31 protein-coding genes and 1 pseudogene are annotated in these 23,644 nt (G+C 49.8%); 11 read left to right on the top strand and 21 right to left on the bottom strand.

From position 1 onward, the window contains the following. Positions 1-46: 46 nt before the first annotated feature. The 10 genes from P3L47_RS16510 to P3L47_RS16465 all read left to right on the top strand — a co-directional run bounded on the left by P3L47_RS16510 (position 47) and on the right by P3L47_RS16465 (position 7,224). Positions 47-1,963, top strand: coding sequence for an AAA domain-containing protein (locus P3L47_RS16510; RefSeq protein WP_122359867.1), 1,917 nt, complete (start codon positions 47-49; stop codon positions 1,961-1,963). Beyond that, positions 1,960-2,772 (top strand): Cof-type HAD-IIB family hydrolase, encoded by an 813-nt coding sequence (locus P3L47_RS16505; RefSeq protein ID WP_075557583.1) that lies wholly within the window; start codon positions 1,960-1,962, stop codon positions 2,770-2,772. The genes P3L47_RS16510 and P3L47_RS16505 overlap by 4 nt, the downstream gene beginning before the upstream one ends. Before the next feature lie 1,027 nt (positions 2,773-3,799). Beyond that, complete coding sequence (locus P3L47_RS16500) at positions 3,800-4,135, top strand: hypothetical protein (protein ID WP_005809162.1); 336 nt, start codon at positions 3,800-3,802, stop codon at positions 4,133-4,135. A 7-nt stretch (positions 4,136-4,142) separates the two neighbouring features. Further along, positions 4,143-4,358, top strand: coding sequence for a hypothetical protein (locus P3L47_RS16495; protein WP_005809164.1), 216 nt, complete (start codon positions 4,143-4,145; stop codon positions 4,356-4,358). 16 nt (positions 4,359-4,374) lie between these two features. Beyond that, complete coding sequence (locus P3L47_RS16490) at positions 4,375-4,803, top strand: PcfK-like family protein (protein WP_005809166.1); 429 nt, start codon at positions 4,375-4,377, stop codon at positions 4,801-4,803. Next, the gene (locus P3L47_RS16485; protein WP_036872219.1) at positions 4,800-6,083 is read left to right on the top strand and encodes a PcfJ domain-containing protein; all 1,284 of its coding nucleotides are present in this window, start codon (positions 4,800-4,802) and stop codon (positions 6,081-6,083) included. The genes P3L47_RS16490 and P3L47_RS16485 overlap by 4 nt, the downstream gene beginning before the upstream one ends. Before the next feature lie 24 nt (positions 6,084-6,107). Further along, complete coding sequence (locus P3L47_RS16480) at positions 6,108-6,365, top strand: hypothetical protein (RefSeq protein WP_005809172.1); 258 nt, start codon at positions 6,108-6,110, stop codon at positions 6,363-6,365. 21 nt (positions 6,366-6,386) lie between these two features. After that, positions 6,387-6,617, top strand: coding sequence for a DUF3873 domain-containing protein (locus tag P3L47_RS16475; RefSeq protein ID WP_005809176.1), 231 nt, complete (start codon positions 6,387-6,389; stop codon positions 6,615-6,617). Beyond that, positions 6,557-6,862, top strand: a complete 306-nt coding sequence (locus P3L47_RS16470) for a DUF6956 domain-containing protein (protein WP_080594362.1) — start codon at positions 6,557-6,559, stop codon at positions 6,860-6,862. The genes P3L47_RS16475 and P3L47_RS16470 overlap by 61 nt, the downstream gene beginning before the upstream one ends. A gap of 53 nt (positions 6,863-6,915) precedes the next feature. Further along, positions 6,916-7,224, top strand: a complete 309-nt coding sequence (locus tag P3L47_RS16465; RefSeq protein ID WP_008645427.1) for a hypothetical protein — start codon at positions 6,916-6,918, stop codon at positions 7,222-7,224. A 102-nt stretch (positions 7,225-7,326) separates the two neighbouring features. Here P3L47_RS16465 and metK read toward each other — a convergent pair whose 3' ends face one another. The 19 genes from metK to P3L47_RS16370 form a co-directional block, all read right to left on the bottom strand. Then, the gene (gene metK, locus P3L47_RS16460) at positions 7,327-8,385 is read right to left on the bottom strand and encodes a methionine adenosyltransferase (protein WP_005809183.1); all 1,059 of its coding nucleotides are present in this window, start codon (positions 8,383-8,385) and stop codon (positions 7,327-7,329) included. Continuing rightward, on the bottom strand, positions 8,372-9,163 hold the full coding sequence (locus P3L47_RS16455) for a hypothetical protein (protein WP_005809185.1): 792 nt from the start codon (positions 9,161-9,163) through the stop codon (positions 8,372-8,374). The genes metK and P3L47_RS16455 overlap by 14 nt, the downstream gene beginning before the upstream one ends. Before the next feature lie 160 nt (positions 9,164-9,323). Beyond that, on the bottom strand, positions 9,324-9,851 hold the full coding sequence (locus P3L47_RS16450) for a glycoside hydrolase family protein (protein WP_005809187.1): 528 nt from the start codon (positions 9,849-9,851) through the stop codon (positions 9,324-9,326). Continuing rightward, positions 9,848-10,354, bottom strand: a complete 507-nt coding sequence (locus tag P3L47_RS16445) for a DUF3872 domain-containing protein (RefSeq protein ID WP_005809189.1) — start codon at positions 10,352-10,354, stop codon at positions 9,848-9,850. Before P3L47_RS16445 ends, P3L47_RS16450 begins: the two co-directional genes overlap by 4 nt. 11 nt (positions 10,355-10,365) lie before the next feature. Further along, positions 10,366-11,256, bottom strand: coding sequence for a toprim domain-containing protein (locus P3L47_RS16440; protein WP_005809191.1), 891 nt, complete (start codon positions 11,254-11,256; stop codon positions 10,366-10,368). A gap of 8 nt (positions 11,257-11,264) precedes the next feature. Continuing rightward, a complete protein-coding gene (locus P3L47_RS16435; RefSeq protein ID WP_005809192.1) occupies positions 11,265-11,840 on the bottom strand; it encodes a conjugal transfer protein TraO in 576 nt (191 codons plus the stop codon). A 2-nt stretch (positions 11,841-11,842) separates the two neighbouring features. Continuing rightward, a complete protein-coding gene (traN, locus tag P3L47_RS16430; protein WP_005809194.1) occupies positions 11,843-12,901 on the bottom strand; it encodes a conjugative transposon protein TraN in 1,059 nt (352 codons plus the stop codon). Positions 12,902-12,955: 54 nt separating this feature from the next. Next, positions 12,956-14,374 carry a conjugative transposon protein TraM gene (gene traM / locus P3L47_RS16425; RefSeq protein ID WP_005809196.1) on the bottom strand — a complete coding sequence of 473 codons (1,419 nt, stop codon included), beginning with the start codon at positions 14,372-14,374 and terminating at the stop codon, positions 12,956-12,958. After that, positions 14,355-14,663, bottom strand: coding sequence for a TraL conjugative transposon family protein (locus P3L47_RS16420; protein ID WP_277781480.1), 309 nt, complete (start codon positions 14,661-14,663; stop codon positions 14,355-14,357). Before P3L47_RS16420 ends, traM begins: the two co-directional genes overlap by 20 nt. 6 nt (positions 14,664-14,669) lie before the next feature. After that, positions 14,670-15,293, bottom strand: coding sequence for a conjugative transposon protein TraK (traK, locus tag P3L47_RS16415; RefSeq protein WP_004308925.1), 624 nt, complete (start codon positions 15,291-15,293; stop codon positions 14,670-14,672). Positions 15,294-15,324: 31 nt separating this feature from the next. Next, positions 15,325-16,329 carry a conjugative transposon protein TraJ gene (gene traJ, locus P3L47_RS16410; RefSeq protein ID WP_005809199.1) on the bottom strand — a complete coding sequence of 335 codons (1,005 nt, stop codon included), beginning with the start codon at positions 16,327-16,329 and terminating at the stop codon, positions 15,325-15,327. Positions 16,330-16,332: 3 nt separating this feature from the next. Further along, the gene (locus P3L47_RS16405) at positions 16,333-16,962 is read right to left on the bottom strand and encodes a DUF4141 domain-containing protein (RefSeq protein WP_005809201.1); all 630 of its coding nucleotides are present in this window, start codon (positions 16,960-16,962) and stop codon (positions 16,333-16,335) included. A 26-nt stretch (positions 16,963-16,988) separates the two neighbouring features. Next, entirely contained in the window at positions 16,989-17,372 is a 384-nt protein-coding gene (locus P3L47_RS16400) for a DUF3876 domain-containing protein (RefSeq protein WP_005809203.1), read from the bottom strand. A 33-nt stretch (positions 17,373-17,405) separates the two neighbouring features. Then, the gene (locus P3L47_RS16395; RefSeq protein ID WP_005809205.1) at positions 17,406-19,907 is read right to left on the bottom strand and encodes a TraG family conjugative transposon ATPase; all 2,502 of its coding nucleotides are present in this window, start codon (positions 19,905-19,907) and stop codon (positions 17,406-17,408) included. Then, a complete protein-coding gene (locus tag P3L47_RS16390) occupies positions 19,904-20,236 on the bottom strand; it encodes a DUF4133 domain-containing protein (RefSeq protein WP_005809208.1) in 333 nt (110 codons plus the stop codon). The genes P3L47_RS16395 and P3L47_RS16390 overlap by 4 nt, the downstream gene beginning before the upstream one ends. A 10-nt stretch (positions 20,237-20,246) precedes the next feature. Next, complete coding sequence (locus P3L47_RS16385) at positions 20,247-20,558, bottom strand: DUF4134 domain-containing protein (RefSeq protein ID WP_005809211.1); 312 nt, start codon at positions 20,556-20,558, stop codon at positions 20,247-20,249. Between the two features lie 200 nt (positions 20,559-20,758). Further along, positions 20,759-21,475 (bottom strand): hypothetical protein, encoded by a 717-nt coding sequence (locus tag P3L47_RS16380; RefSeq protein WP_005809212.1) that lies wholly within the window; start codon positions 21,473-21,475, stop codon positions 20,759-20,761. Next, on the bottom strand, positions 21,472-21,753 hold the full coding sequence (locus P3L47_RS16375; RefSeq protein ID WP_255419346.1) for a DUF3408 domain-containing protein: 282 nt from the start codon (positions 21,751-21,753) through the stop codon (positions 21,472-21,474). The genes P3L47_RS16380 and P3L47_RS16375 overlap by 4 nt, the downstream gene beginning before the upstream one ends. Then, on the bottom strand, positions 21,734-22,087 hold the full coding sequence (locus P3L47_RS16370) for a DUF3408 domain-containing protein (RefSeq protein WP_005809216.1): 354 nt from the start codon (positions 22,085-22,087) through the stop codon (positions 21,734-21,736). Before P3L47_RS16370 ends, P3L47_RS16375 begins: the two co-directional genes overlap by 20 nt. A 216-nt stretch (positions 22,088-22,303) precedes the next feature. Here P3L47_RS16370 and P3L47_RS16365 point away from each other — a divergent pair. Then, a pseudogene (locus P3L47_RS16365) lies at positions 22,304-22,411 on the top strand (IS110 family transposase); the annotation flags it as partial. 2 nt (positions 22,412-22,413) lie between these two features. On the opposite strand, the gene P3L47_RS16360 reads toward P3L47_RS16365, so the two are convergent. After that, complete coding sequence (locus P3L47_RS16360) at positions 22,414-22,854, bottom strand: DUF3408 domain-containing protein (protein WP_032538179.1); 441 nt, start codon at positions 22,852-22,854, stop codon at positions 22,414-22,416. 2 nt (positions 22,855-22,856) lie between these two features. Beyond that, complete coding sequence (locus tag P3L47_RS16355) at positions 22,857-23,618, bottom strand: ParA family protein (RefSeq protein WP_005809222.1); 762 nt, start codon at positions 23,616-23,618, stop codon at positions 22,857-22,859. Positions 23,619-23,644 lie beyond the last annotated feature (26 nt).

The raw sequence follows: 23,644 nt of genomic DNA, 5'->3' as shown, positions 1-23,644 counted from the left end.
ATGTTATTCGGATAAGTAATATCTTTGCCGCCTGAATGAAAGTGATATGACGACAACCCCTATAATCTCTCCGATCGCGGATCTGCAACGCCAATTGGATCTTCTCCAAATGGAATACGAATATGAAAAGGAAACTTACCGGCAACAATCTGAACGGATCGGTATACACCGAAAAATACAACAGGGACTTTGCTGGTATCCTGTCATTTCCGGTAAAAGCTATTACAATTCGCTGAATCAGTTGGTTATAGAGGTAGAACGCAGGGATGATAAAGAGATAGAACATAATTTCGAGTATGGTCGTCCGGTATGCTTTTTCACGACGAACGGGACAGGGAATCCACGTTATTTCAATTTCTCAGGTATTATCAGCTATGTACAGGAAGACCGGATGGTCGTTATCTTGCCGACACCTTCTGCATTATTCGATTTGCAGGCGGCAGACAGTTCATTAGGTGTCCAGCTTTATTTTGATGAGACAAGCTATAAAACGATGTTCCAGGCATTATCCAATGTAATGAAAGCCAAAAACAACCGCCTGGCTGATTTACGGGATATACTGATCGGCAAGGCACCAGCCGGACGCCGCAGCCTGTTTCCAATCCGCTTTCCCTGGCTGAACACCACCCAGGAAGAAGCAGTCAACCACGTATTGGCAGCCAAAGACGTTTCGATCGTACACGGTCCTCCCGGAACAGGAAAAACGACCACACTCGTGGAGGCTATTTATGAAACATTGCATCGTGAGAACCAGGTATTGGTTTGTGCACAAAGCAATACGGCAGTCGACTGGATCTCGGAAAAGCTGGTCGACCGAGGTATCAATGTGCTCCGAATAGGTAATCCTACCCGGGTAAACGACAAGATGCTCTCGTTTACCTACGAACGCCGTTTCGAATCACATCCCGACTATACCGAACTGTGGGGCATACGCAAAGCCATCCGCGAAATACAATCGTCACTACGTAAAAAGAATCATAGCGAAAAGGAAACAGCCCGCAACCGGCTTTCCCGACTTCGCTTCAGAGCGACAGAGCTGGAGGTTAAAATCGACTCGGAACTGTTCGGCGAAGCCCGTGTCGTAGCCTGTACGCTGGTCGGTTCCGCCAACCGGGTACTGACCAACCGCAATTTCACCTCACTGTTCATCGACGAAGCTGCACAGGCACTCGAAGCTGCTTGCTGGATCGCTATCGGTAAAGCCGACCGGGTCATCCTTGCCGGCGACCATCATCAGTTACCTCCTACAATTAAATGTATAGAGGCTTCACGCGGAGGACTGGATCGTACCCTGATGCAGAAAGTAGCCGGCAACAAACCGGATACGGTCTCTCTGCTGAAAATACAATACCGCATGCACGACGATATCATGCGTTTCCCTTCCCACTGGTTTTATCAGGATGAATTACAGGCTGCTCCGGAAGTAAAGAATCGGGGAATACTGGCCTACGACACACCGGTTGTATGGTACGACACGGCTGACTGCGATTTTGAAGAAGACCAGTTATCCGAAAGCCTGAGCCGCATCAATAAACAGGAAGCGGTATTACTGGTAGAACAGCTGCAAAACTATATCGAAAAGATCAGCAAAGAACGCGTACTGGATGAAAGTATCGACTTCGGACTGATCTCCCCTTATAAATCACAGGTACAGTATATCCGCGGCCTGATCAAACGGAATGCTTTTTTCAAACCGTTCCGCAAACTGATTACAGTCCATACGGTAGACGGTTTTCAGGGACAGGAACGGGATGTGATCATGATCAGCCTGGTACGTGCCAACGAGCAGGGAAACATCGGTTTCCTGAACGACCTCCGGCGTATGAACGTCGCGATTACAAGAGCTCGCATGAAACTGATTATCCTGGGAGATGCCTCTACCCTGACAAAGCATGCCTTTTATAGAGAATTATACAAATATATCATAGCAAACGGTCTTGTGATAAAACAAAATATAAAATGAAATACAAGTTATTAGTCCTCGATCTGGACGGAACATTGACAAACAGTAAAAAGGAAATAACTCCCTATACCCGGGATACACTGATAAAAGCGCAGGAACAAGGTCTCCACCTCGTTTTGGCTTCGGGACGTCCGACCTACGGAATCGTTCCGCTGACCCAGACACTGGAGATGGAACGGTTCGGCGGCTTCATTCTTTCTTTCAACGGAGGCAAAGTGATCGAAGTAAAAACCGGCAAGGTTTTCTACGAACAGGCATTGCCGCCGGACATGATGCCGTTGCTGTACCAACGTTCGCACGAAGCCGGATTGACCATCCTTTCCTACAACGGAAAATATATCCTGACGGAAAACAAGGAAGACAAATATGTCAAATACGAATCTTTCCTTACTAAAATGAAAGTAAAAGAGACGGATAATTTCCTACGCGACCTGCAGTTGCCTGCCGATAAATGTCTGATCGTTGGCGAGCCCGAAGACCTGGTTCCGCTGGAAGAAGGATTACGCCAGGAAGTCGGGGCACGTATCAATGTGTACCGCTCGGAAGCCTTTTATCTGGAAGTCGTACCCAAAGGAATAGACAAAGCAGCCTCCCTGGCTCGCCTTTTGGAACGTGTCCGTATAAAAAAGGAAGAAGTCATCGCCATCGGAGACGGATATAATGACCTTACAATGATCCAATTTGCAGGTCTCGGAGTCGCAATGGCAAACGCCCAGCCACCCGTAAAAGCAAACGCTGACCAGGTTACTCGATATACGAATGATGAAGACGGGGTTGCACATTTCATTGACGATTTAATGAAAGCGTAATCGGTATTTTCGTATATTTGTTTATGTGAAGTTACGAAAATAGTGTATTTTATTGGAAATGAGCATATGTTAATCGCTCATGATAGTAATAGGTTACGATTTAGTTAGTTATCTGCTGCATTATTCTTCTGCGCGTTGCGTAACCTTCAAAGAACTCTTCGTATGCAAAAGTAACAATAAAACGGGAGATTTTGATATGAATCTCCCTGATTTTTTTCTATCTCATACAAGTTTTTCCGTAAAAGCGGCTTTATTCGTCGGCACACCATCGCCCAAAAGGATTTTGAACGAACGTGTGCCGACTACTGCATAAGCGGAGAAAAGAGCTTTGCCTCACGCCTAAACGACAGTTTAGACTGATGAGGCAAGGCCCATTTCTTTTGTGCTTATGCCGAAGAGGTGCTTTTACGGTTTTTCAGATGATTTTTCTTTTTCGCTGTTCTTTTGAGCCGGAAGCGGAAAGCCGTGTATGACCGTTTGCCCATAAATGGAACAAGCCGTCACCCACAGCTGGCAAACCGGGAAGAATGATTTTATCTGCCCGCCCCGACACGTCCGGCCAGACAGATAAAACCATACTTCCTTGCAGGTGGTTTGCCCGGTTTCACGCTACCGACTATGTCCTTTTTTGGGGGGACTTCCTTTTTTCACGGATTTCTCTTTTGAAGTTTTCTGTCTAATCTGCCTCTACTTCCGTTTACCTCCATTTTCGCGCCTTTCAGTGAGTCGCATCAGGCAGTCATTTCCGTTCTGGGCGCAAAGGTAACTCCGGGATTTGACGGGAAAGCAAGGTCAAGCCTCCTGTTTTCGGGAAAAATCTCCAGCCCTTCGGGTAGTATTTTTCCGAAAAAAACTTGCATTCCCTAATCCCTACCTTTTTAAGCACCCGAAACGAAAACGACCGATGCGACAGAAAGACGCATAAAAAAAATGTCGGATAAACGAGAGGCAGATAAGATAGTTTGAAACTCAACTCCCTCAGCTCTTGAATCCGCATTAAAAACAAAAAATCAAAAACAGAACGGATATGGGAACAACAATGGCAACAAAATTCGTGGCTTGGGAAGTGCCAACATTGGAAGCACTAAAAGGCAGTAAGGTTTACATTCTTCGTGAGAAACTGAACAACGGAGGACAGATGAACCGAGAGGAAAAGGATTGGCTTACACGCAACGTGAACAGCAACACCTATTTCAAGAGCGCAATACTCCTGCAAGGCTGGAGGTTTGACTTCTCCGATGTACTCCGCACGTTTATCGTGTGCCAATACGGACATTGGACGGAATACAAGGCAACAGACAAGACCGGACTTCGCAGATACCTATACGGCAGGATAGACAACATTGTAGAACTTGAAAAATAGCGAGGATATGACAGCAACGGCAGACTTCAAACAAGTGGCGCAATACATAGGGCTTGCGATATGCACCCTAATCATGCGCATCGTCCTTTGGGTATCCGGCATCCTTTGGGGCATCGTCAGAGAGATAGTAAACGGAGTGTTCCGAGTGGCGATAGGCATAATCGTGGCTATCCTCTCCACAATCGCCTTATTCGGCTTCATCCTTTGGTTATTCACCCTTTAATCTTACCGACAGCGATATGAAAACGACAGACCATTTCAAGAGAACGATACAGATGTATTTGGAGCAACGTGCAGCGGAAGATGCGCTCTTTGCGAAGAACTACCGCAACCCTGCCAAGAACATAGATGACTGCGTGACCTACATTCTGAACTATGTGCAGAAAAGCGGTTGCAACGGCTTCACGGACGGGGAGATATACGGACAAGCCGTACACTACTATGACGAGAACGAGATAGAGGTGGGCAAGCCTATCCAGTGTCAGATAGCCGTGAACCACGTGGTGGAACTCACCACAGAGGAAAAGGCGGAGGCACGTCAGAAGGCTCTCCGACAATATCAAGAGGAGGAAGTCCGCAAGTTGCAGAACCGCAACAAGCCGAGAACCGCCACCAAAGCGACCACCCAAGAAGTACAACAACCCTCATTATTTGATTTAGGCTTATGAAACCGAGAACACAGATACAGCAGGAAGTCGCACGGCTGAGCAAGCGACTACCGAGATTGACCGCCACGCAAAAGGCATACGCTTTCCGCCATTGCTTCAAGCATTACGCAATCAAGAGAGCGGACGGCACGAACATCTGCACTGAGTGCGGACATTCGTGGAAGAGCGACCACGACCTTGCGGACACCCTTTGCGGATGTACCTGCCCCCATTGCGGTATGTCATTGGAAGCGTTGCGCACCCGAAAGAGCGTTTTCAGCGAAAACGAATACTTCTCCATCGTCACCACCAGCAAGCAATACCAAGTGATACGCTTCTTCTTCGTCAAGTCCCGATACAAGGCAGGGCAGGCAGCCGAGTATTCCATTTATGAAGTGGTGCAGAGGTGGATTTCGCCCGATGGAAAGACAACGACCGTTGCCCGACTGCGTGGAATGTCAATGTTGTATTATGACCAATGGTCTGAATACAGCGACATGGAGGTACGCAAGAACAACAGGCTTCACGCATACGATATAGCACCTATGTGTACCTATCCCCGACAGCGTTTCATCCCCGAACTGAAACGCAACGGCTTCAATGGGGACTATCACAACACACTGCCGTATGACCTTTTCACGGCTATCCTTTCCGACAGCCGAGCCGAAACACTCTTGAAAGCAGGGCAATATGCCATGTTGCGGCATTATATCCGTAGTTCCTTTGATATGGGACGGTATTGGGCATCCGTCAAGATTTGCATCCGCAACGGTTACACCATTTCGGACGGCTCCGTATGGTGCGACACCATTGACCTCCTGCGTCATTTTGGCAAGGACACGAACAGCCCGAAATACGTCTGCCCTGCCGACCTCAAAGCGGAACACGATAAGTTGGTGAGAAAACGCAACCTGCAAAGGGAGCGTGAGCGGACGGAACAGCAACGGCAAAAGGCGATTGAAGACGAGAAGAACTATCTGAAAGCCAAAGGCATCTTCTTCGGACTTGTGTTCTCTGACAGCCTTATCTGCATCAAGGTCATAGAGAGCGTTGAGGAAATGGTAGAGGAAGGACGGATGATGCACCATTGTGTGGGCGGTTATCATAACAAGGCAAACTCCCTTATCCTATCCGCCACCATTGACGGCAAACGGATTGAAACGATAGAAGTGTCACTGAAAACGCTGAAAGTGGTACAGAGCAGAGGGGTATGCAATTCCAATACCGAGTACCATGACCGCATCATCCGGCTTGTGGAGGACAATACCGAACTTATCCGTCAGCGGATGAACGCAGCATAACATTAACCTATAATACAGAACAATATGGAAGTAAGATTTGAAAGTATGGTTTGCTTGTGGGACGATAAAATTCCCACGATGTTCCTTGAGTTTATGAACCTCCTCACTTTTTGTCAAAGTGAGGAGCAGTTAAGGGCAAGTGTCAAGGACTTTGCCGAGAAGCACGAACTTGACAAGTTCTTCCTTTACGGCTTCGGCTCACACCATTTCTACATGCACCAACGCTACACAAGCAATCCCGAAATGGTGATGCAGAACAGAGTTTTGTCAGTACATTTCTAACCATCTAAAAAAACAACGATTATGAGTACACGGATGACCATCAACGGAGTAAGCACCTGCACGAAAGCAGGGACAGAGAAATACGAGAAGTTCCAAACAGGCATCGGCAGACGCAAGCGGACACTTGTGCAATACGACTACCGCCACACGGACGGGGAATTGTTCTCTTGTGTGAAACCCACGTTGGACGAGTGCCGAGCCACACGGGACAAGTGGCTGACGGCAAAAAGAGGAAAGGAGGACAAGCAATGAACGAAGCAGGCTACCAAACGCTGATAGTCAAGTTCGGCAAGCCTATCACGGAATTGGACGGCATCTTTGACGATGCCGAAGCGTGGGGAGTGGAAACCCTTAAAGGGTGGATAGAGGACTATGAGAGCAGTCGGTTTACCGCCATTGACAGCCACACGGCAGTCATAACGAGCGAGTACAATATGGAGTGTGTGAAAACATGGTTGGAACGGAACACACCAATAGCCGAGAAAACAGAATTTTGAGCGTTTAGGCGGTGTCCGCACCGCCCGAACATAACACCCAAAGAAGAATGAATATGATAGCAAAGACGATTTTGGAGCAGATAGGTGGCAGACGCTTTGCCGCCATGACGGGAAGCAAAGACTTCATAGACATGGGCAACGGCTTACGCATGAGCCTTGCGAGGAACAAGACGAGTGCCAACCGCCTTGACATCATCTATGATGCAGGGGCAGACCTCTACAATATGCGCTTCTACCGCAGGACGTTCAGTAAAAAGACATTCGAGTGTAAGACGAAGGACATTGAAACGCACGAGGGGATATATTGCGATATGCTGGAGGAAATGTTCACGATGGTGACGGGGCTTTACACCCGTTTTTGAGAGGTGGGCGGCGAAAGCCGCCCTACTTTCTTTCAGTGAGCATGATGGCGGACAAAGAAAGTAGCAAAGAAACCTCTGTGCCAATCTTCGATAAAACCAGTCTTATAAAGATATGATTTGTTCCCAATTGTAATTAGGATTAGAGAAATGTCCGTATATAGAAGTTGGTTGATATATAGGATTCTTTAATTTTAACAACTCAATTATTGCATTAGGTCTAAAATCGAATTTTGATAGAATAAATTGTTTCAATTTTGTAGAATTGGATTCTTTGTCTGTGGAAACATTTAGCATGGTAGGCTGTTCTTCTCCAAACAAATAAGCCACTGCTATTTTGCATTCTTTTTCTAATCCGTTTGCGACTATGTTTTTTGCAACAAATCGAGCCATGTAAGCAGCACTTCTATCTATTTTGCTCGGATCCTTTCCAGAAAAAGCACCTCCGCCATGTGTTACCAAACCGCCATAAGTGTCTATCATTATTTTACGACCAGTTAATCCTGTATCGTTAACAAACCCACCTTTATAAAATTTTGATTTCCTATTTATCTGAATATCTACATTTATACAATCAATCAGTTGAGTTAAAACCTTCTGTTTTATTTCATTTTCAATGAAATCTGGATGAATATTCTCCTTATGCTGTACATTGATTATCAATTGTTCAAGATTATTTTCGCTAATTGTGACTTGTACTTTCCCATCAGGGAGGAGATAATCTACGCTCTTTCTATACGTATCAATCTCTTTGGCTATTAAATTAGATAAATATACACCATACGGAAGATAATTATATTGATTGTTTATAGCATAACCATACACAATACCTTGGTCGCCAGCTCCACCGTTCATAACAGCATCATTTAGTTGTCTTGATTGTGAAGTCAAAAAGTTCAGTATGTTTAATTTTTCACAATAGCCTATGGATTGATATACATCATTGACAATTTTCTCAATATCAACCCTTTTATTTTGAGTACTAATTTCTCCAGCAACAATTAAATTATTACCACTTCCCAAGCATTCTATTGCTGTATGGGCATTACAATCTTGCATCAAGAAAGCATCCAAAAGAGCATCACTTATTTGGTCGCATATTTTATCGGGATGTCCTTGTAATACACTTTCTGTTGTATATTTGTCTAAATTATCGAATATCATAATTCTGTTTTATACAGCTCCATTCTTCTGTTAATTTATTGTTTAGTTTTTTGTACACAGAATTACTATTCGGAGATTTATTATATGCCAATGTCGTTTCATATTCAAGTACCATATATATAGCATCCTGAATAGTTTTATTTTTAGTTGATTTAGGTGTGCTAAAAATTTGTTTGAATTTATCACACAAATTCTTTAATCTAAAAAAGAATGCTATGTGGTATATCAGTTCTATTAAGAACAATGACGATAAAAATAGTTGCAAGAATGGTATGGCAACGACGTTATCTTTTATTCCGTAGTATGCAAATATCAAAAGCAAACCAAATAGTATTGTGTTCTTTATTGCCATTTTAGGCAACATCACTTTAATGATATTATATGTAAAAAAACAATTCTCATAACAATTAACCAACATTTTATATGGTCCTTTCTCAATAGAATCATTATCGTAATAATTCAAAACTGGCTTTTCCAGCAATTTCGTGCCTAATGAATTGTCGATAAATCCTTTCCGTCTTTCATTAGCAGCCATAGGTTGCATTATAATTTCTACGATTATATATAATATACCATACCCTATAATAGAAATATAATTCAAAACATTAAACAAATTAGCAATCCATTTTATAGAATCTAATGAATGGCTTATACAATTTATTTGGAACGTTTGGAGTAATATTGAACATATGAATGTACTCCAGAGGAATCCATTTTCGATATTGCGCCAAAAAGCAATCGTCTTGTAGCTTATCTCATACGGTAATTGTCTATCCATATCCTTTATTTTTTGCAAAGTTACATGAAAAAAGCGAAACTACTTGAATGAGTCACTTGTAAAATCAAGTACTGACCATCAATTAAAATATTGATATAACATAAACTCCGATAAAGCATCCCCAACTTCATCGGAGTTTATGTTGTCGGACACTTACTTTTTATGGTACATACAGTAGCGCAAACTCCGCCTTTCTCCGTTTGAGCAGCATGGCATGACGTTTACCCTTGTAGTTGCAGAAAGCGATATACTCCCGATAGATGTTCCTATCGCCTGCCTCCAACTTTCGGATCAGCGTGCTTTTGGGTATCTTTCCGCTTCCCAACAGACGGTACGGACCGACATTGTAGGCGAGCGTGGCAAGCAAGAGCGAATCCTTCCCGAACTGCCGGAACATCGCGCAGAACTTCCGCAGGTCTTTCCGCAGAAGCGCGTCCGCCTGCCGCTTCGTCATGGTGCGTGCCGAATACCTTTCGCCCGGCTGCAACCGATGTCCATATCCTACATACGGGTGATGTTTTTCCGAATGCCAGCCCTCAAAATACTTCGTGCATCGTACTGCCCTCTCGAATGGTGGCAGCCGGTAGATAGCCGCCTGCCCGTCCGTTCCCTCATGGCGGCTGTCCCGTGCGGACACGGAACAGACCGTCAGAAGCGAACAGAGGATAGCCATGAATACACGCATCATCGTGTAAGGGGCTTGAAGTTCCCGATGGGGACAACAGTGATAACCCCGTCATCCTTCACGTTTCGGTTGTTGAAGTCAAATTCCAACTCATAGGAGTTGCCGAAATTGTCCTCCACTACCACGATGAAGTTGTGCGCCTCCTCACCATCCGCCGTGTAGTACAGCCGGAACTTCTCGTTTTCGAGCAGGTAGCGGTCATTGGGCAGGAACGTGATACCGTTGTCCATTTTCAGCGTTCCTTCTCCCTCGAACTGGAAATACCGGATAGTATAGAGGGTATTGGCGAAGTCGCCCGTCTTTTTCAGCTCACAGCGTATTTCAACCGTCTGTCCCTTCGTCACTTTGTTCGGCACAGGCATAGTTTCCACCGTGAAAGGATAGGATTGCTGGATGTCCATATCGTCGTCACACGAAATAAGCGTGAGCGACACGGCGGCGAACAGGCAGAGTGCCAACGCCTTGAAGATTGATATTCTCTTGTTCTTGTTGTTCAGTATGTTCATTGTCTTTTGATTTATAAGTTATTGTTCATTTCTTTTTTCGTTGTCAGTTGCAGATACTCGTTCAAGTCCTTGCAACCGTCATAGAGGGCGGAACGGTCACAGACACGTTCCCCATAGTGTCCTTTCAGCATTTCCAACGTCCGCCGTCCGGCTTCGTCACGGTCGAGGTAACAGTCTATGCGCCCGTAACCGTCCAGATACCTCATAGCCTTTTCCACATTGGCGACGGAGTTCAGCACAAGGCAGTCGCCCGTTTCCAATCCGAGCGTGACGGCGGAAAGAAAGTCCATGAAGCCCTCGAACACGCTGCACACATCAGCCTGAGAACTTTCCATTTTGACCAGCGACACATCCTTCGGAGGCACGCTGCCTTTGAAAAAACGGCTGCGGATTTCAAAGCCGCCCGCTACGTTCGGAAAACCGACGGCGAAATACCGCTTGCCACGCACTCTATAATTCAGTCGGCAACAATACCGGGATGCAATGCCGTAAGGGATGCCACGTTCCGCCAGATAGTCCGTCAGTGGAGAATGAAGCAGTGGGGCGGTTTCCATACCCTCAAAGGCAGGTTCTGACCGTTTAGGCAGGAAAGTCGGTTTACTCACTTCGGGAACAGGCATAGGCATATTGGCGGTTTCCGCTATGAACTTCACTTGTTCCATGAAGTCGTTGCTTCCGATAAACTCCCCGGCAAGCGTGAAGATGTCACCGCCCTTGCCCGTTCCGAAGTCGTACCAAAGCTGTTTTGCCACGTTCACACGGAAAGAGGGCGTGCGCTCATTGCGGTATGGCGCACGATACCACAACTCGTTGCCGCTTCTTCGGACAGGCTCATGTCCTAACCGTGCGAGGAAGTCCGCAAGGGGTATCTGCCTCATGGCGTCGATTTCCGTCCGTTCCATGCAGTGCGTTAGTTAATGATAAACTTGATGCCCACGCCCCACTGCGTATGAAACTTCCTCGTGTCGCCACCCCACAGGCAACGCTCCCGGAGATTGGCAAGCAGAGCAATACGGTCAGCCACGTAAAGCTCCATATCGAGCGTCAGCGCACCACCGTAGATGAAGGCGTCCCGGTCATGGAGCGTGGAGCCGTCATGCAGCACCTTCTCGCCCCAGTTCACTGATTCATATCCGGCAAGAGCCGAAGCCCCTGCATAGACGAACACGATTTTTCGGGCATCGGAAAGTATTTTGAAGTAGTATCCGCCCTCCGCCGTGAACTGCGCCACGGGTATTTTCCCGTCCTTGTAAGGGTTGTTCTTCAACAGGTATTCGCCACCGAACACCCATTTGTTCCCCTTTTTCGTGTAGGTGGAAAGAGCCGCCCCGAAACTGTATCCGCCGTCGTTGCCGCCGGGATTGAAGCCGTCCGCCATATTCGCCCTGACCTCGATGCCCTGCATCTTCGGCAGGCATCGCTGGGCGTGCGCTTGCCCCGTACACAGGGCAAGCGACGCGATGATTATTGCGATGTACTTTCTCATGGTCAGCGCACTTGAAGTTCGTTGATGGTATTGGCACGTACCAAGTCCTCGTTTTCAATCACGAAAGACTGGTGGCGACCTCCGTTCTTCTCGTTGAGTTCCACCACGATGCATTTGTCATCGGGGATGGTGAACTTCGCCATCGTGAATACCGTGCGCTCGCTCTTCTTGCCCGGCACGAGCGTGGCGTAATTCTGCGCACGGAGCGGCAAGATGATCTGCTCCTGCACGGCGGTACGCTTCGCCACCTTCTTGTCCACGATTTTCCATGTGACGTAGTCCACATCGAAAGGCACGTTGCTCTGGTTCTTTATCTCCGTATGGAAATAGAGCAAACCGTTATGCGTGTAGATACCTTTAAGCAGGTACTGGATGCCGAATCGCTTGCAGCCGATGTGCTTCACCTCGCGCTTGTTCTGCTTGTGGATGGACTTCATGATAAGGCGCACCAGCATCGGGCTTTCGCTACCCAGTTCCTTCAGATAGATTTCCTGCGCGTTGTTCGGGCGGTTTACCTTCTCGCCGTCATGGATGAAGTCGCACATCTCCACGTTGAGCAGCAGCGGTTCGGCTGCATATTTCACGTTGAAGGTATAGAAACTACCGTCCTCCGTTATAACGGACATATTGGTTTCGTTCGGGAAGTTCCTCACGGTAGCTTTCACGCGGATGACGTTCTCCGCTCCGTCGGCTTTGCCCGCAATCAGGTCGGGCGAGCCTAAATCGACATAACGCACTTCCGAGGGGAAAATGACGTGGACGGTCTTGTCGTAGGTCACTTCCAAACCGTGCGGGGGAACCATGCGGTCGAAGGTCAGCTTCTTTGTCAGCCCGTGATACAGGTCGCCGTCCGCCTCCTTCTGCGGATAGACCTCCTTTGTCAAGGTCGGTTGTTGGCTTTGCCTTCCTCCTCCTTGCAAGGCATAGTCAAGCGAGCTTGCCTCTGCTCTCGCTTCGTTCGTCGGTTCACTTCCATTGTCCGTTCCAACGGTTACGTTCTCCTGCGCGTTGGCAGTTACGATGCCCATAGCGAGGGCAAACATGATGATTACTTTTCTCATTACTTTGGATTTTAGTGGTAAATAAAAATTGGATTGTTGTTGCTTTTTCTGTTTTCAATTTCTGTCCTGATAGAGCATGACCTTGTACCCGGCTTTCAGATGCACTTTGACGGTACGCATCTTCTTGGCGATATACTGGCTCGTGCCTTGTATCAGCCCCTTGCCCAAGTCGGAGGCGAGCTGTGCCCCTGCGTTGGTGGATATATTGATGCTGCTGCCCAGCGATCCGCCCATGTTGGCGGCAACCTCCCTAACGGCATTCATTTCCATAGAGTTCGGAATGAAGATACCGGGCTGCCCGTCCGTGTCATACACCTCCAGCTCTACCGGGATAATCGTACCAGCATATTCCAGCGACGTGATTTCAATATCAAGCCGTTCGCCCTGAATCTTTGCCGTGCCTACCACCACCGCATTACGGGGGATGATTTTGTCCGCTACCGCCATCGGCTCCAACAGACGGAGCTTGACAGCCTGCCCGTCCGTCACACTCTGCGCCCCATAAACGCACGCCGATATGGTGTTTTTGTCCGATACGGTCGTGACGCCCACCGCCGTATTGAAACTGCGGTTACGCTCTTGCGAGAAGGAGGCGACAAACTCGGCGTTGCTCATCGGCTGTGAGAGCGAGGATACAACCTGATGCGCCACCAGCCTGACAGGTGCAGCCGTGTTCTTTCCGGTTTTCTGCACGGGGCAAGGCTCTGCCGCCTGTCCGACAGGTGGCTGTGTGCCGTTCTGTCCGCCCATGTACTTTGCCGCCAGTTCATAGGACTTCTCCATGAGTGCCACTTGGTCATCCATAGCGGACACCTTGCCTTTCTCGCTTTCCAATTCCGATTCCAGCGAGGCGATACGCTCCAACAGTTCATCCATTTCCGCATTGTCGTTCTTCGGTTGCTCATAGAAGTTGCCGAGCGTGGCATTGAGGTCGCGGTAGGCGGCTGCGGAGGATTGGATGGTCTTCGGTGCGGACTTCACGTTCTCTTCCGTTCCTCCGGGATTGGCAAGGTCGAAGTCCCTGCCGCTGTCCGTTTCCGCCACCTCGCGGTCGAACATATCGCCCAGTTCCTGCATGGCGCGGCTGCGGTTCTCCTGCCGTTCCTCCATCGCCCCCTGTTCGTATGCTTTCGCCTTGTCGCCGATAATCTGACGGTTCGCCTTGTCTGCGTCGGGCATTTCGATGTTGTAACCTCCCGTCCCCGGTTGCTGCTCCTTGTCGGAAGATGGGGCGAATATCAGCCACATCGCCCCGATGAATACCAGCACCATAGCGGGCAGCACTATCATTTTCTGACGTTTCAGCCTTTGGGCTTCGGTCAGCGGCTTGCGCTCCTTGGCTTTGCCTTCCTCCTTCGCGCCTTGGCCATTCAAGCAGGCTTGATGGCTCTCGGCTTGGCGTCGGTTCTTCGGTTTCCCGTTGTCGGGAGCCGCCTTGTTCTCGTTTTTAGGTTCATTCTTCGTCTGTTCCATATAAATAAAGTATTACATTATGATTGTTGTCCGGCTTTACGGACAGTTCCACCTGTCCGGCATGGTCTGTTGCTATCCGGCTGCCGTCATTCCTGCCGATGTCATAGACGGCTTTGCCGAAGGTGTAGAGGGCAAGCACCGCGAAAGCGGCGAGCATCGCCAGCACGATGCGTTTGCGTGTCTTCGGGGGCAAACCGTCCAGATAGCCTTTGAGCCTTGCCACCAGCATTTTCTTTTTGTCGTGGATCCTCCAGTACGTACGCCAAAATGATTTTCTGATTTTCTTCATATCCGTTTACCTTTTGATGGTTTGTAAATCCTTGTTCTCGATGATGGTGAATCCCTCGATGGTGAAACCGTTGGGATTGTCGTCCGAACGGGACGAGTTCAAGAGGCGGCACGTGGTCACGAGGCTGCGCTCGGTGACGTTGCTTTGCCGGATGATCTTCTGTGTGGCGTAGGTCACGGCACGGTAGGGATAGCCGTTGAAGTCGCATACCACGCTGTCCACCTTCAGCACCTGATTGATGTTTCCGGCGATGATGCGGTTGTAGTATCCCTTCTCGGCGAAGTCCGAATAGTAGTTGTACACGCTTTTGTCTGCCAGCAGCAGGGCGCGTTTCACGTTATGCTCTATCGCGCTCTTTTCGGGTGAGAGTGTGAAGAAAAGCTCGTGGAAGCGGCGCACGTGTTCCCTTGCCTCCGCCGGACGATTCTGCGACAAGTCCTGCGAGAGAGCCAGCATCAGCGACTTGCCGTTGTCCAGCACGTAAATCTTTTCCCGTTGCCGTTCCGCAAAGCGGTAGGAACTCCACACGCTCCATACCGTTATCACGGCGCACAGCGAGAGGAAGACGATACCGAACAGGCGTATCTGCCTGAACGATGATTCGATGTTTTTAAGTGACTTAAATTCCATTGTTATTTATTCGTTTTTAATTGTCAGTTGATTATTTCAGCAGTTTCCCGGCACGTCCGACCACGTTTCCTGCGGTTGCACCCGCCACGCTGCCCGCCATGCTTCCGGCTCGTCCTGCCGTCTGGTTCACGTTGCGACCGTAGCTTCCCATGCCTCCGGCTTGGATAATCCAGCCTGCTACCGTGGGGATGGTGAAATAGCCGATGATTCCTATGATCATGAAGACGATATACACACCGTCGCTCGAATCCAGCGAGAAGTTCGGGTCAGCCTGCATGCGCTCGATGTCGCTTTGCAGCATCAGCACCTGAATCTTCGCCAGTATGGTGCTGAACATATCCGACACGGGCAGCCACAGATAAACCTGTATGTAGCGGCATATCCACTGTGTGAGTGTACTTTGAAAGCCGTCCCATACCGATATGGCGAAGGCTATCGGACCGAGTATCGCCAGCACCACGAGAAAAAAGGTGCGGATGGTGTCTATCACGAGGGCGGCGGCTTGGAACATCAGTTCCAGTATCTCGCGGAAGAAATCGCGGATGCCTTTCTTCATGTTGTACATCCCACGTTCGATATACATTCCCGCCATCGTTACCATGTCGCCGGGCGACCAGCCCAGTTCCTCCAGCTGTTTGTCAAACTCCTCGTTTGACACAAGGTAGGCGGTTTCGGGGTTGCGCATCATCGCCTCGTATTCCAGTTTGTCTTTCTGCTCACGGTACTGGTTCATGTCCAGCGTTTCCGCCTCCAGCATCTTTGCCGTGCCCTGCACAACGGGCGACATGATACTGTTTATCGTGCCTAATACCACCGTCGGGAAGAACATGATGCACAAGCCTATCGCAAAGGGGCGGAGCATGGGGAACACGTCTATCGGTTCGGCTCTCGCCAGCGACTGCCACACCCGGTAGGCGACGTAGAACAGCGCACCCAGCCCGGCGATGCCTTTCGCCACGCCCGCCATGTCCCCGCATAGCGGCATCATCTGCTCGTAGAGCGAGCGCAGAATCTGGTGAAGGTTGTCGAAATTCATAGGCTACCAGTATCTTTCGTTCATGTTCCCGTACAGCCCCATGATGCGGTCGAGGTCGTTCTTCTTCTTCGCCCGCAGGTAGCTCACGCTGATGTTCTTGTTGGTGTAGTAGCTCACGAGGTTGCGGTAATGCTTCATCTTGGAGTAGCAGCGTTCCACCACATCCATGCGCTCCTTGTCCGTCATGGAGAGCGTGGTGATGTTCACCACGTTCCTCAGCTCCGTCAGCACGTCGTTGGATTCCTCCAACAGCTTGGTGTAGCCAAAGGCGATGGCTCCCAGTTCCTCCACCGTGAAGTTGTCGTCACGCATCATCCTCTGGAAGCTGGTCACATAGGTGTCGGTGATGTCACCCACCATCAGGATGGTCTGCTGCACCTTCCGGGCGTCCTTTACCAGATTGTTCACGGATTTGAGTGCGTCGTAATACTTCTTGCCCTGCTCGTAAATCTTCACCGTCTCTTGAAAATTTTTTATCATATTCTGGGCGGTCGTGGAAGTGTGTACCACGTTCTTGGAAGTGTTCACGATGCTCTGCGCGATGTTGGACGGGTCTATCACCGCCCACTGTGCGCTTGCCCTGCCGACTGCAAACAGGCACAGGCAGATAATAAATGTTATTCTTGTTCTCATGTTACTTTGGATTTTAGTGGTTATCGTTATTGCTCGCTTATCGGATGGTCCGGTTTCGGATTCACACGCACGTAGTCCCCGTTCGGCGAGAAGGTCAGGATGTCCGTCGCTTCGTTGTAGGACACGTCGATACGGAAGCCGGTGTTCATGAACAGGTTGCCGTTCTCCTCCTGCAAGAGATAGGTTTCCGGCTTTAGTTTGCGGCGGATGCCGCTCCGCTTGAATACCGTCACCTTATAGGCTTCGCCCTCCTTGTAGATAAGCACGTCGGGCTTGCCTTCCACACTTTCCCAGTTCCCGCAAAGCAGATCACGGCGATTGTCCGCTACATCGCAGGATTGCAGCATCATGACCGCCAGCCCGATTAAACACTTGCTGACTTGCAGCATTTTCGTTCTTGATATACTCATACGCATTTTCTTTTTTAGTTGATGAATCTGTTTTTACTTATTCCTTCGTCTTTCGGCAAGCTGCCGGATGGCGGCTTCGATGTCGCCGCCCAGCTGCTCCGCCAGACGGTAAACCTCCACCTTCTCCGTTTCTTCAGTGGTGTACGCCAGATACTCTTCAGCACTAACTTCGGTGGCATAGACCGCCGACTGCGTGCCGCCCAGTCCGATCCAGACTTCCTTGTAGAGCCTTGACGGGTTGTTCGCCATGTTGATGGAGAGTATCTGCGACTTCTCCTTCTCCGTCAGCCCCAACAGGGACTGTATGGCATCAAACTTGTTCATGTACTTCCGCTGGTCGAGGAGTATCTTGCAGTCGGAATTATTGATGATGCTCTCCTTGACGACGGGCGAGGAAATGATGTCGTCCACCTCCTGCGTCACCACGATTGCCTCCCCGTAATACTTGCGCACGGTCTTGTACATATAGCGCAGGTACTCAGCCATGTTCGCCGAAGAGAGAGCCTTCCAAGCCTCTTCCACTATCAGCTGTTTGCGCACGCCTTTCAGACGGCGCATCTTGTTGATGAAGGCTTCCATGATGATGATTGTTACCACAGGGAAAAGTTCGCGATTTTCCTTAATACTGTCAATTTCGAAGACAATGAACCGCTTGCCGAGCAGGTCGATGTTCTCCGTGGAGTTGAGCAGGAAGTCGTAGCGTCCTCCCCGGTAATACTGCCGCATGGTGGTGAGCATATTGTCGATGTTGAAATCGGACTTCTCCACCTTTATCTCACGTTCTGCCAGTTCGCGGCGGTAGTCGTCACGCATATACTCGTAGAAGGTGTTGAACGAGGGGATGATGCTCCTGTCAGCCCTGATACACTCGATATAGGCGTTCACCGCACTGCCCAGTTCGCCGCTCTCCGTCTTCGTCACTTTGTCGTCCTCCGACTTCCAGAGCGTCAGCAGCAATGTCTTGATACTGTCCTTCTTCTCCACGTCGAACACGTAATCATCGGTGTAGAACGGGTTGAACGAAATCGGTTTCTCCTCCGTGTAGGTGAAGTACACGCCGTCCGCCCCGTTTGTTTTGCGCCGGATCATCTCGCACAAGCCCTGATAGGAGTTTCCCGTGTCCACCAGCACTACGTGCGTACCCTGCTCGTAGTATTGCCTCACGAGGTGGTTCATAAAGAAGGATTTGCCGCTGCCCGAAGGACCTAATACGAACTTGTTGCGGTTGGTGGTGATGCCCCGCTTCATCGGCAGGTCAGAGATGTCGAGGTGCAGCGGCTTTCCCGTTAGCCTGTCCACCATCTTGATACCGAAGGGCGATAGCGAACTGCGGTAGTTAGTTTCCTCCGTAAAGAGGCACACAGCCTGCTCGATGAAGGTGTGGAAACTCTCTTCCGCCGGGAAGTCCGCCGCGTTGCCGGGCATCGCCGCCCAGTAGAGCGTCGGGCAGTCGATGGTGTTGTGGCGCGGCACGCACTCCATGCTCGCCAGCTGGCTGCCCACGTCGTTCTTGATATGTTTCAGTTCCTCCGTGTCATCGCTCCACGCCATGACGTTGAAGTGCGCCCGTACCGATGTCAGCCCGTAGGAATGGGCTTCGTTCAGGTACTGGTCTATCCACTCGCGGTTGATGCTGTTGCTCCGGCTGTATCGGGATAGCGACTGCATATTCCTCGCGGACTTCTCGAACTTCTGTAAATTTTCCTCGCTGTTGTCGATAATCACATACTGGTTGTAGATGTGGTTGCAGGAGAGCAGCAGCCCCACGGGTGAGGCGAAGGAGAGACGGCAGTCCGAGCGGTCGGTGGAGAGTTTCTCGTAGCGGATGTCGGTAGCCACCTTTCCGGGCATATCCTCCGCGTCGGAGAGGGTGTGCAGGCACAGGCGGTTGTCGCCGATGCGCATTTCCTTTGCCGAGAGGTCGATGTCCTGCAAGGTCGTGTCGCCTTCAGGCATGAGCGAGAAGTAACGCTCTATCAGCCCGGCGGACTTCTCCGTCCCGACAATCTCATCGATGGAGAGGCGGCGGAGTCTCACGAAGCCGCTGTCGTTCATGATGCGCTCGAACTGTTCAGCGGCCTCCATGAACTTCCCGGCGGTTTCCTTGTCCAGCTCCTTCGGGATGATATGCCCACGGCACAGCGTGCTGAAATTGCTCTGCATCCGGTTACGCTCCTTTGTCGTCTTGGTCAGGTAGAGGTAGCAGGAGTGTTTCAGGTACGGACGCTCGTTGAAGTGTCGTTCAAATGAACGGCTCAAGAAACTCATGTCGTCTTTCTGTAACTCCGGCTTGTAGCGTTCCTTGATGAACCAGTCCTGCTTATGCACGACGCAGAAGTCCGGCAGTACCTTGATAGCCTTGCACCAGCAGCCGTGTATCGCCTCGTACTCCGCGCCCGTCACGGTATAAAGCTCCGGCAGTTCCACCTCAAAAGCCACCGTGATGTCGGCGTCTTTGGAAATGATGCAGCCATGTTCCACAGCCAGCAGGGGGAACTTGTTTTCCAGTGTTGTCATTTTGGATGTATTTCTCATGTCGTTTCTTCCTTTCGTTGCCGTTTGAATAATCGGGTGATCCGCCGCCGGTTGATAAGGTATCGGGGATGGCTCCTTATAGCTCCTAATTTCATAAGCCCGTGTTCGCCGTACCGGGCGTTCAGCGCGAAGGTCTGCCATACGAGGACGGAAGACGATGCCGCGCCGAAGCCGATACATATCCACTGGTCGATGCCGACCATATAGAGGATGACGAACAGGATGAAGAGTGCCAGCAGGCCTCCGCAGAAGATGAAGAGGTACTGAGCCTTTAGACCCTTGAACTCGACCGGACGACCGATACCCTTGTTTATCGGGTATTCAGCCATACATTGTTTATTAAAGGAAGAATGAGCGCAGGATAGTCGCAGCTACAATTAAAAAAATACATGCGCCGAACCACGAGGCTGCGGTTTTCGAGGTATCCGGGTCGCCGGATGAAAACTTGCCATAGACTTTTACGCCTCCGATAAGACCGACCACCGCGCCGATGGCATAGATAAGTTTCGTGCCGGGGTCAAAATACGAACTCACCATAGAGGTGGCTTCGTTGATGCCTGCGATGCCGTTTCCCTGCGCAAATGCGGAGGCGGTTGCGGCAATCATAAGTGCCGCAGAGATGATGAACTTTTGTCTGATGTTCTTATTCATAAACTGTTCTTTTTGTGCCGTCCAAAGGGTGGATAGTCCTTTTTCGGGCGGTTGATACTTGATTACTTTACTTTGGTTTAGTGGTTGCCCGTTTGTTTCCACGGACTTGGGTGTGTCCGTTGCGGGTTGGCTGTACCTTGTACTGCCGTGCGCATGGTGTGATGCCGTCTTACGTTTTCATTTCCACTCTTTTTTAGCCGTTATACATAGTCCCGGATATTGAACTCGTCAATGTTGTCGGGTACGGTAAATTCCTTTTTCGGCTTCTTCAGCCGGACTTCGATAAGCCCCTTGATACGGATGCTCAGTTCCGTCGAGCCGGACATCAGTTTCTCGTACAGTTCCGTTCCTTCCATATCGGAGAAGACCTTTGCCGCACGTTCCCGTTCTGCCGTTGTCGCTTCCGGGTTCTTGGCTGCCCTGACCGCATCGTCTATCTCGTCAAAACTGCTTCCCGTAGCTCTCGGTGTGTCGGGCGTTCCGTCCTCCGGTTCATCCTCCCCGAACTCCAGTTCCGAAGGCGGGATGCTCGTGAAGGTTTCATCGAGTTTTTCCTCCGGGACTTGTGCCGGGTGGGACACGGTTTCCGTGTTTCCATCGTCAAAAGTAGCCTCTTCCTCCGACAGCTCAATGCCTTTTTTCGAAGTGGCGGCTTCTTGCGTCAGTATGGCAGCGGTTGTCCGGGTTGATGCCATCTTGAAATGGCTCCTGCCGATGATGTCCGATGTTTCTCCGGGAGGTGTTTCCCGTGCCGTTTCCTGCTTCACCTCCGTGCCGCCCAATGACCGCCAAAACCCGGCAATGCCTTTAAGGAAGCGGACGAATCTCGTTTCCATGATGCGGTCGTAGAGCAGCAGGAACAGGAACCACAGGTTGCAGCCGACCGATACGGTCAGGAGAATGTCAGTCATGTTCATAATTCTACTCTGGGGACTGCGTTTAACATACGGTTCAGTTCGTCACGGTGTGTACGGAGAAACTCGCTTACCACGTTCTCAGTGAAGTCGGCCATTGTGACTTCACCATCACCCAGCCAGCGGACAATCATGGCAACCTTGTCATGGGTCTCTTTGCTGATGGACACTTGTTTCCCTTCCCTTGCCTTGAAACCTGATTTTTTCAGGAAGGCACGATAATCATTCTTTTTTCTTCTCATTTCTTTTTCTTTTTGATGATTAAAATACTGCGTCGTAATTCCGGGCGTAAAGGCTCTTTATCGCCTCTTCGCACTGGTTGAAGTGGTGTGTAAGCACATGGTCGATGTAGGCGGACAGCGAAAGCCTGTCATGCCCGATTACACGGGTTATGCGCATGATGCGGTCGTGATACTCCGGGCGCACGTATGCCATCTTCCCCTCGCGTGCCTTTACTTCGGGTTCACGGATGAAAAGCCGTTCATAGTCCTTTTCTCTGCATTTGCCGCCTACCGGCACGGGCGACAGGATTTCCACACTCGCCTGCACTTGGGCAAGCAAACCTCCGCCGTCATGGTGCGGACTTCTGTTTTTCTGATTCTTTTCCTGATTCATATCCATTGTATATTATTTACTCTTTATACTTTTGCATAAACATTCAACATCAAAGTGTGGAATAAGACCGAGTATCCATTAGTCAAAAAGACCGTAGAATATGTTCTGCCCCCACACTTTTACATCAGAAACCGGATAGTTCAATGGGCTTTTGACCCCGCATTCGCAATGGTGGTTCAAGATGTATAGATGTTGTCTCAATAAGTTGTTAAGACTATGACCTACGTTGGAATTGATGTCAGTAAGGCTACTTTCGTCGTGGCTTATTCTTCTGCCAAGAACAGTAAGACCAAGACTTTCAAGAACACGACCAAAGGTGTTCATATTCAAATTAAGTCTTCACGTTGTTTCTTGTACAGTTCGTTTATTTTCTCCTTGTGCTGTTCCAGATGTTGGCGCAGCACGGTGTCCACGTAGCCGCCTACCGAGATTTCCCGTCCGGCGATGTCATTCACGATTTTAAGAATCTTGCTGTGTACGTCCCGGCTGATATAGACGCACTGGCGTGTCTTTATCTCGTTGCGGCGGAGGAACAGACCGGAATAGTCGTCCTCTTGCCGTTTGCGGCGGGCGATGTCTTTCTGCACCTTCTCCCTTGACGGGGATGCCGTGGGCGGTGGTTCCGTTTCCGGGACGCTCTCTTCTTCGGGGGCAGGCACGGGCGGCTCCTGTGCGCGGTACAGAGTCCCGTCCTGCTTGCGCCTGCCGATGGAGGCTATCAACAGTTCCTCGTCAATGCCTTCGGTGTTCACTTTCCTGCTGCCCATGCTCATTGAGGTTTGATGATACGGCTGATTTCTTCCGAGAACTCACGGATACCGCTCCCTTTCAGAAGGGACACATCCATCGGGAAGATGGTAGAGCGGAATACGCTCTTGCGCTCTTCCGAGAGGTCACGCCGGAACTTCTTGCTGTCGGGCAGGCGGGTGGACAACACCGACAACCCCATTTCGGCAATCACATCTTCATACAGGTCGTACAGCCCGTTCTTCTCCCTGCCGTCCACCATCGTCCAGAACAGGTACAGCCCTTTTGTTTTCGCCTGCCCCGTCGTCATGAGGTTGTCACGGAACATCACGGCGAATTGCAGGGTGCTTTCCACGACAAAGCGGTCGGCACTCATGGGCGCGAAGATGTAATCCATCTGTGAGAGGGTCTTTACCACACCGTTGCTTTTCAGCGTTCCCGGCATATCGAAGAACACGATGTCCGGTTTCGCATCTTCTTCGGCAAGCATCCTTTCGGCATCGTCAAGGGCGTTGAGGGCGTCGCTTGCAATGACCGGATAGGCGTTCTTTTTTATTTTGCGGAAGTGGTCACACGCGAGTGCCTTGAAATAGAGGCTCTCGTCGATAAGTTTCGTTTCACGTTCACGCAGTCCGTGGATGCTGTGTTGCGGGGCGTCGCAATCTATGACGGCGACATTGTGACCTTGCACGTTGTGGAGGTAGCTGGCGGCAAGAGCCGTGACGGTCGATTTTCCAATACCTCCCTTTTGTGTTGCGAATGCAACGAAGATTTCATTACTCATGGTTCTATTGCTTTTAATGGTTGATA

It is taken from the genome of Parabacteroides chongii (assembly GCF_029581355.1).
Lineage (GTDB): Bacteria > Bacteroidota > Bacteroidia > Bacteroidales > Tannerellaceae > Parabacteroides > Parabacteroides chongii.
Note: the sequence above shows the minus strand (reverse complement) of the source record. Positions and strands in the feature narration are given on the sequence as shown.

What these genes read in the sequence shown, in the direction of transcription:
- P3L47_RS16510 (WP_122359867.1), top strand. Translation starts at nt 47, where the DNA reads ATGACGACAACCCCTATAATCTCTCCGATCGCGGATCTGCAACGCCAA.
- P3L47_RS16505 (WP_075557583.1), top strand. Translation starts at nt 1,960, where the DNA reads ATGAAATACAAGTTATTAGTCCTCGATCTGGACGGAACATTGACAAAC.
- P3L47_RS16500 (WP_005809162.1), top strand. Translation starts at nt 3,800, where the DNA reads ATGGGAACAACAATGGCAACAAAATTCGTGGCTTGGGAAGTGCCAACA.
- P3L47_RS16495 (WP_005809164.1), top strand. Translation starts at nt 4,143, where the DNA reads ATGACAGCAACGGCAGACTTCAAACAAGTGGCGCAATACATAGGGCTT.
- P3L47_RS16490 (WP_005809166.1), top strand. Translation starts at nt 4,375, where the DNA reads ATGAAAACGACAGACCATTTCAAGAGAACGATACAGATGTATTTGGAG.
- P3L47_RS16485 (WP_036872219.1), top strand. Translation starts at nt 4,800, where the DNA reads ATGAAACCGAGAACACAGATACAGCAGGAAGTCGCACGGCTGAGCAAG.
- P3L47_RS16480 (WP_005809172.1), top strand. Translation starts at nt 6,108, where the DNA reads ATGGAAGTAAGATTTGAAAGTATGGTTTGCTTGTGGGACGATAAAATT.
- P3L47_RS16475 (WP_005809176.1), top strand. Translation starts at nt 6,387, where the DNA reads ATGAGTACACGGATGACCATCAACGGAGTAAGCACCTGCACGAAAGCA.
- P3L47_RS16465 (WP_008645427.1), top strand. Translation starts at nt 6,916, where the DNA reads ATGATAGCAAAGACGATTTTGGAGCAGATAGGTGGCAGACGCTTTGCC.
- metK (WP_005809183.1), bottom strand. Translation starts at nt 8,385, where the DNA reads ATGATATTCGATAATTTAGACAAATATACAACAGAAAGTGTATTACAA.
- P3L47_RS16455 (WP_005809185.1), bottom strand. Translation starts at nt 9,163, where the DNA reads ATGGATAGACAATTACCGTATGAGATAAGCTACAAGACGATTGCTTTT.
- P3L47_RS16450 (WP_005809187.1), bottom strand. Translation starts at nt 9,851, where the DNA reads ATGATGCGTGTATTCATGGCTATCCTCTGTTCGCTTCTGACGGTCTGT.
- P3L47_RS16445 (WP_005809189.1), bottom strand. Translation starts at nt 10,354, where the DNA reads ATGAACATACTGAACAACAAGAACAAGAGAATATCAATCTTCAAGGCG.
- P3L47_RS16440 (WP_005809191.1), bottom strand. Translation starts at nt 11,256, where the DNA reads ATGGAACGGACGGAAATCGACGCCATGAGGCAGATACCCCTTGCGGAC.
- P3L47_RS16435 (WP_005809192.1), bottom strand. Translation starts at nt 11,840, where the DNA reads ATGAGAAAGTACATCGCAATAATCATCGCGTCGCTTGCCCTGTGTACG.
- traN (WP_005809194.1), bottom strand. Translation starts at nt 12,901, where the DNA reads ATGAGAAAAGTAATCATCATGTTTGCCCTCGCTATGGGCATCGTAACT.
- traM (WP_005809196.1), bottom strand. Translation starts at nt 14,374, where the DNA reads ATGGAACAGACGAAGAATGAACCTAAAAACGAGAACAAGGCGGCTCCC.
- P3L47_RS16420 (WP_277781480.1), bottom strand. Translation starts at nt 14,663, where the DNA reads ATGAAGAAAATCAGAAAATCATTTTGGCGTACGTACTGGAGGATCCAC.
- traK (WP_004308925.1), bottom strand. Translation starts at nt 15,293, where the DNA reads ATGGAATTTAAGTCACTTAAAAACATCGAATCATCGTTCAGGCAGATA.
- traJ (WP_005809199.1), bottom strand. Translation starts at nt 16,329, where the DNA reads ATGAATTTCGACAACCTTCACCAGATTCTGCGCTCGCTCTACGAGCAG.
- P3L47_RS16405 (WP_005809201.1), bottom strand. Translation starts at nt 16,962, where the DNA reads ATGAGAACAAGAATAACATTTATTATCTGCCTGTGCCTGTTTGCAGTC.
- P3L47_RS16400 (WP_005809203.1), bottom strand. Translation starts at nt 17,372, where the DNA reads ATGAGTATATCAAGAACGAAAATGCTGCAAGTCAGCAAGTGTTTAATC.
- P3L47_RS16395 (WP_005809205.1), bottom strand. Translation starts at nt 19,907, where the DNA reads ATGAGAAATACATCCAAAATGACAACACTGGAAAACAAGTTCCCCCTG.
- P3L47_RS16390 (WP_005809208.1), bottom strand. Translation starts at nt 20,236, where the DNA reads ATGGCTGAATACCCGATAAACAAGGGTATCGGTCGTCCGGTCGAGTTC.
- P3L47_RS16385 (WP_005809211.1), bottom strand. Translation starts at nt 20,558, where the DNA reads ATGAATAAGAACATCAGACAAAAGTTCATCATCTCTGCGGCACTTATG.
- P3L47_RS16380 (WP_005809212.1), bottom strand. Translation starts at nt 21,475, where the DNA reads ATGAACATGACTGACATTCTCCTGACCGTATCGGTCGGCTGCAACCTG.
- P3L47_RS16370 (WP_005809216.1), bottom strand. Translation starts at nt 22,087, where the DNA reads ATGAATCAGGAAAAGAATCAGAAAAACAGAAGTCCGCACCATGACGGC.
- P3L47_RS16360 (WP_032538179.1), bottom strand. Translation starts at nt 22,854, where the DNA reads ATGGGCAGCAGGAAAGTGAACACCGAAGGCATTGACGAGGAACTGTTG.
- P3L47_RS16355 (WP_005809222.1), bottom strand. Translation starts at nt 23,618, where the DNA reads ATGAGTAATGAAATCTTCGTTGCATTCGCAACACAAAAGGGAGGTATT.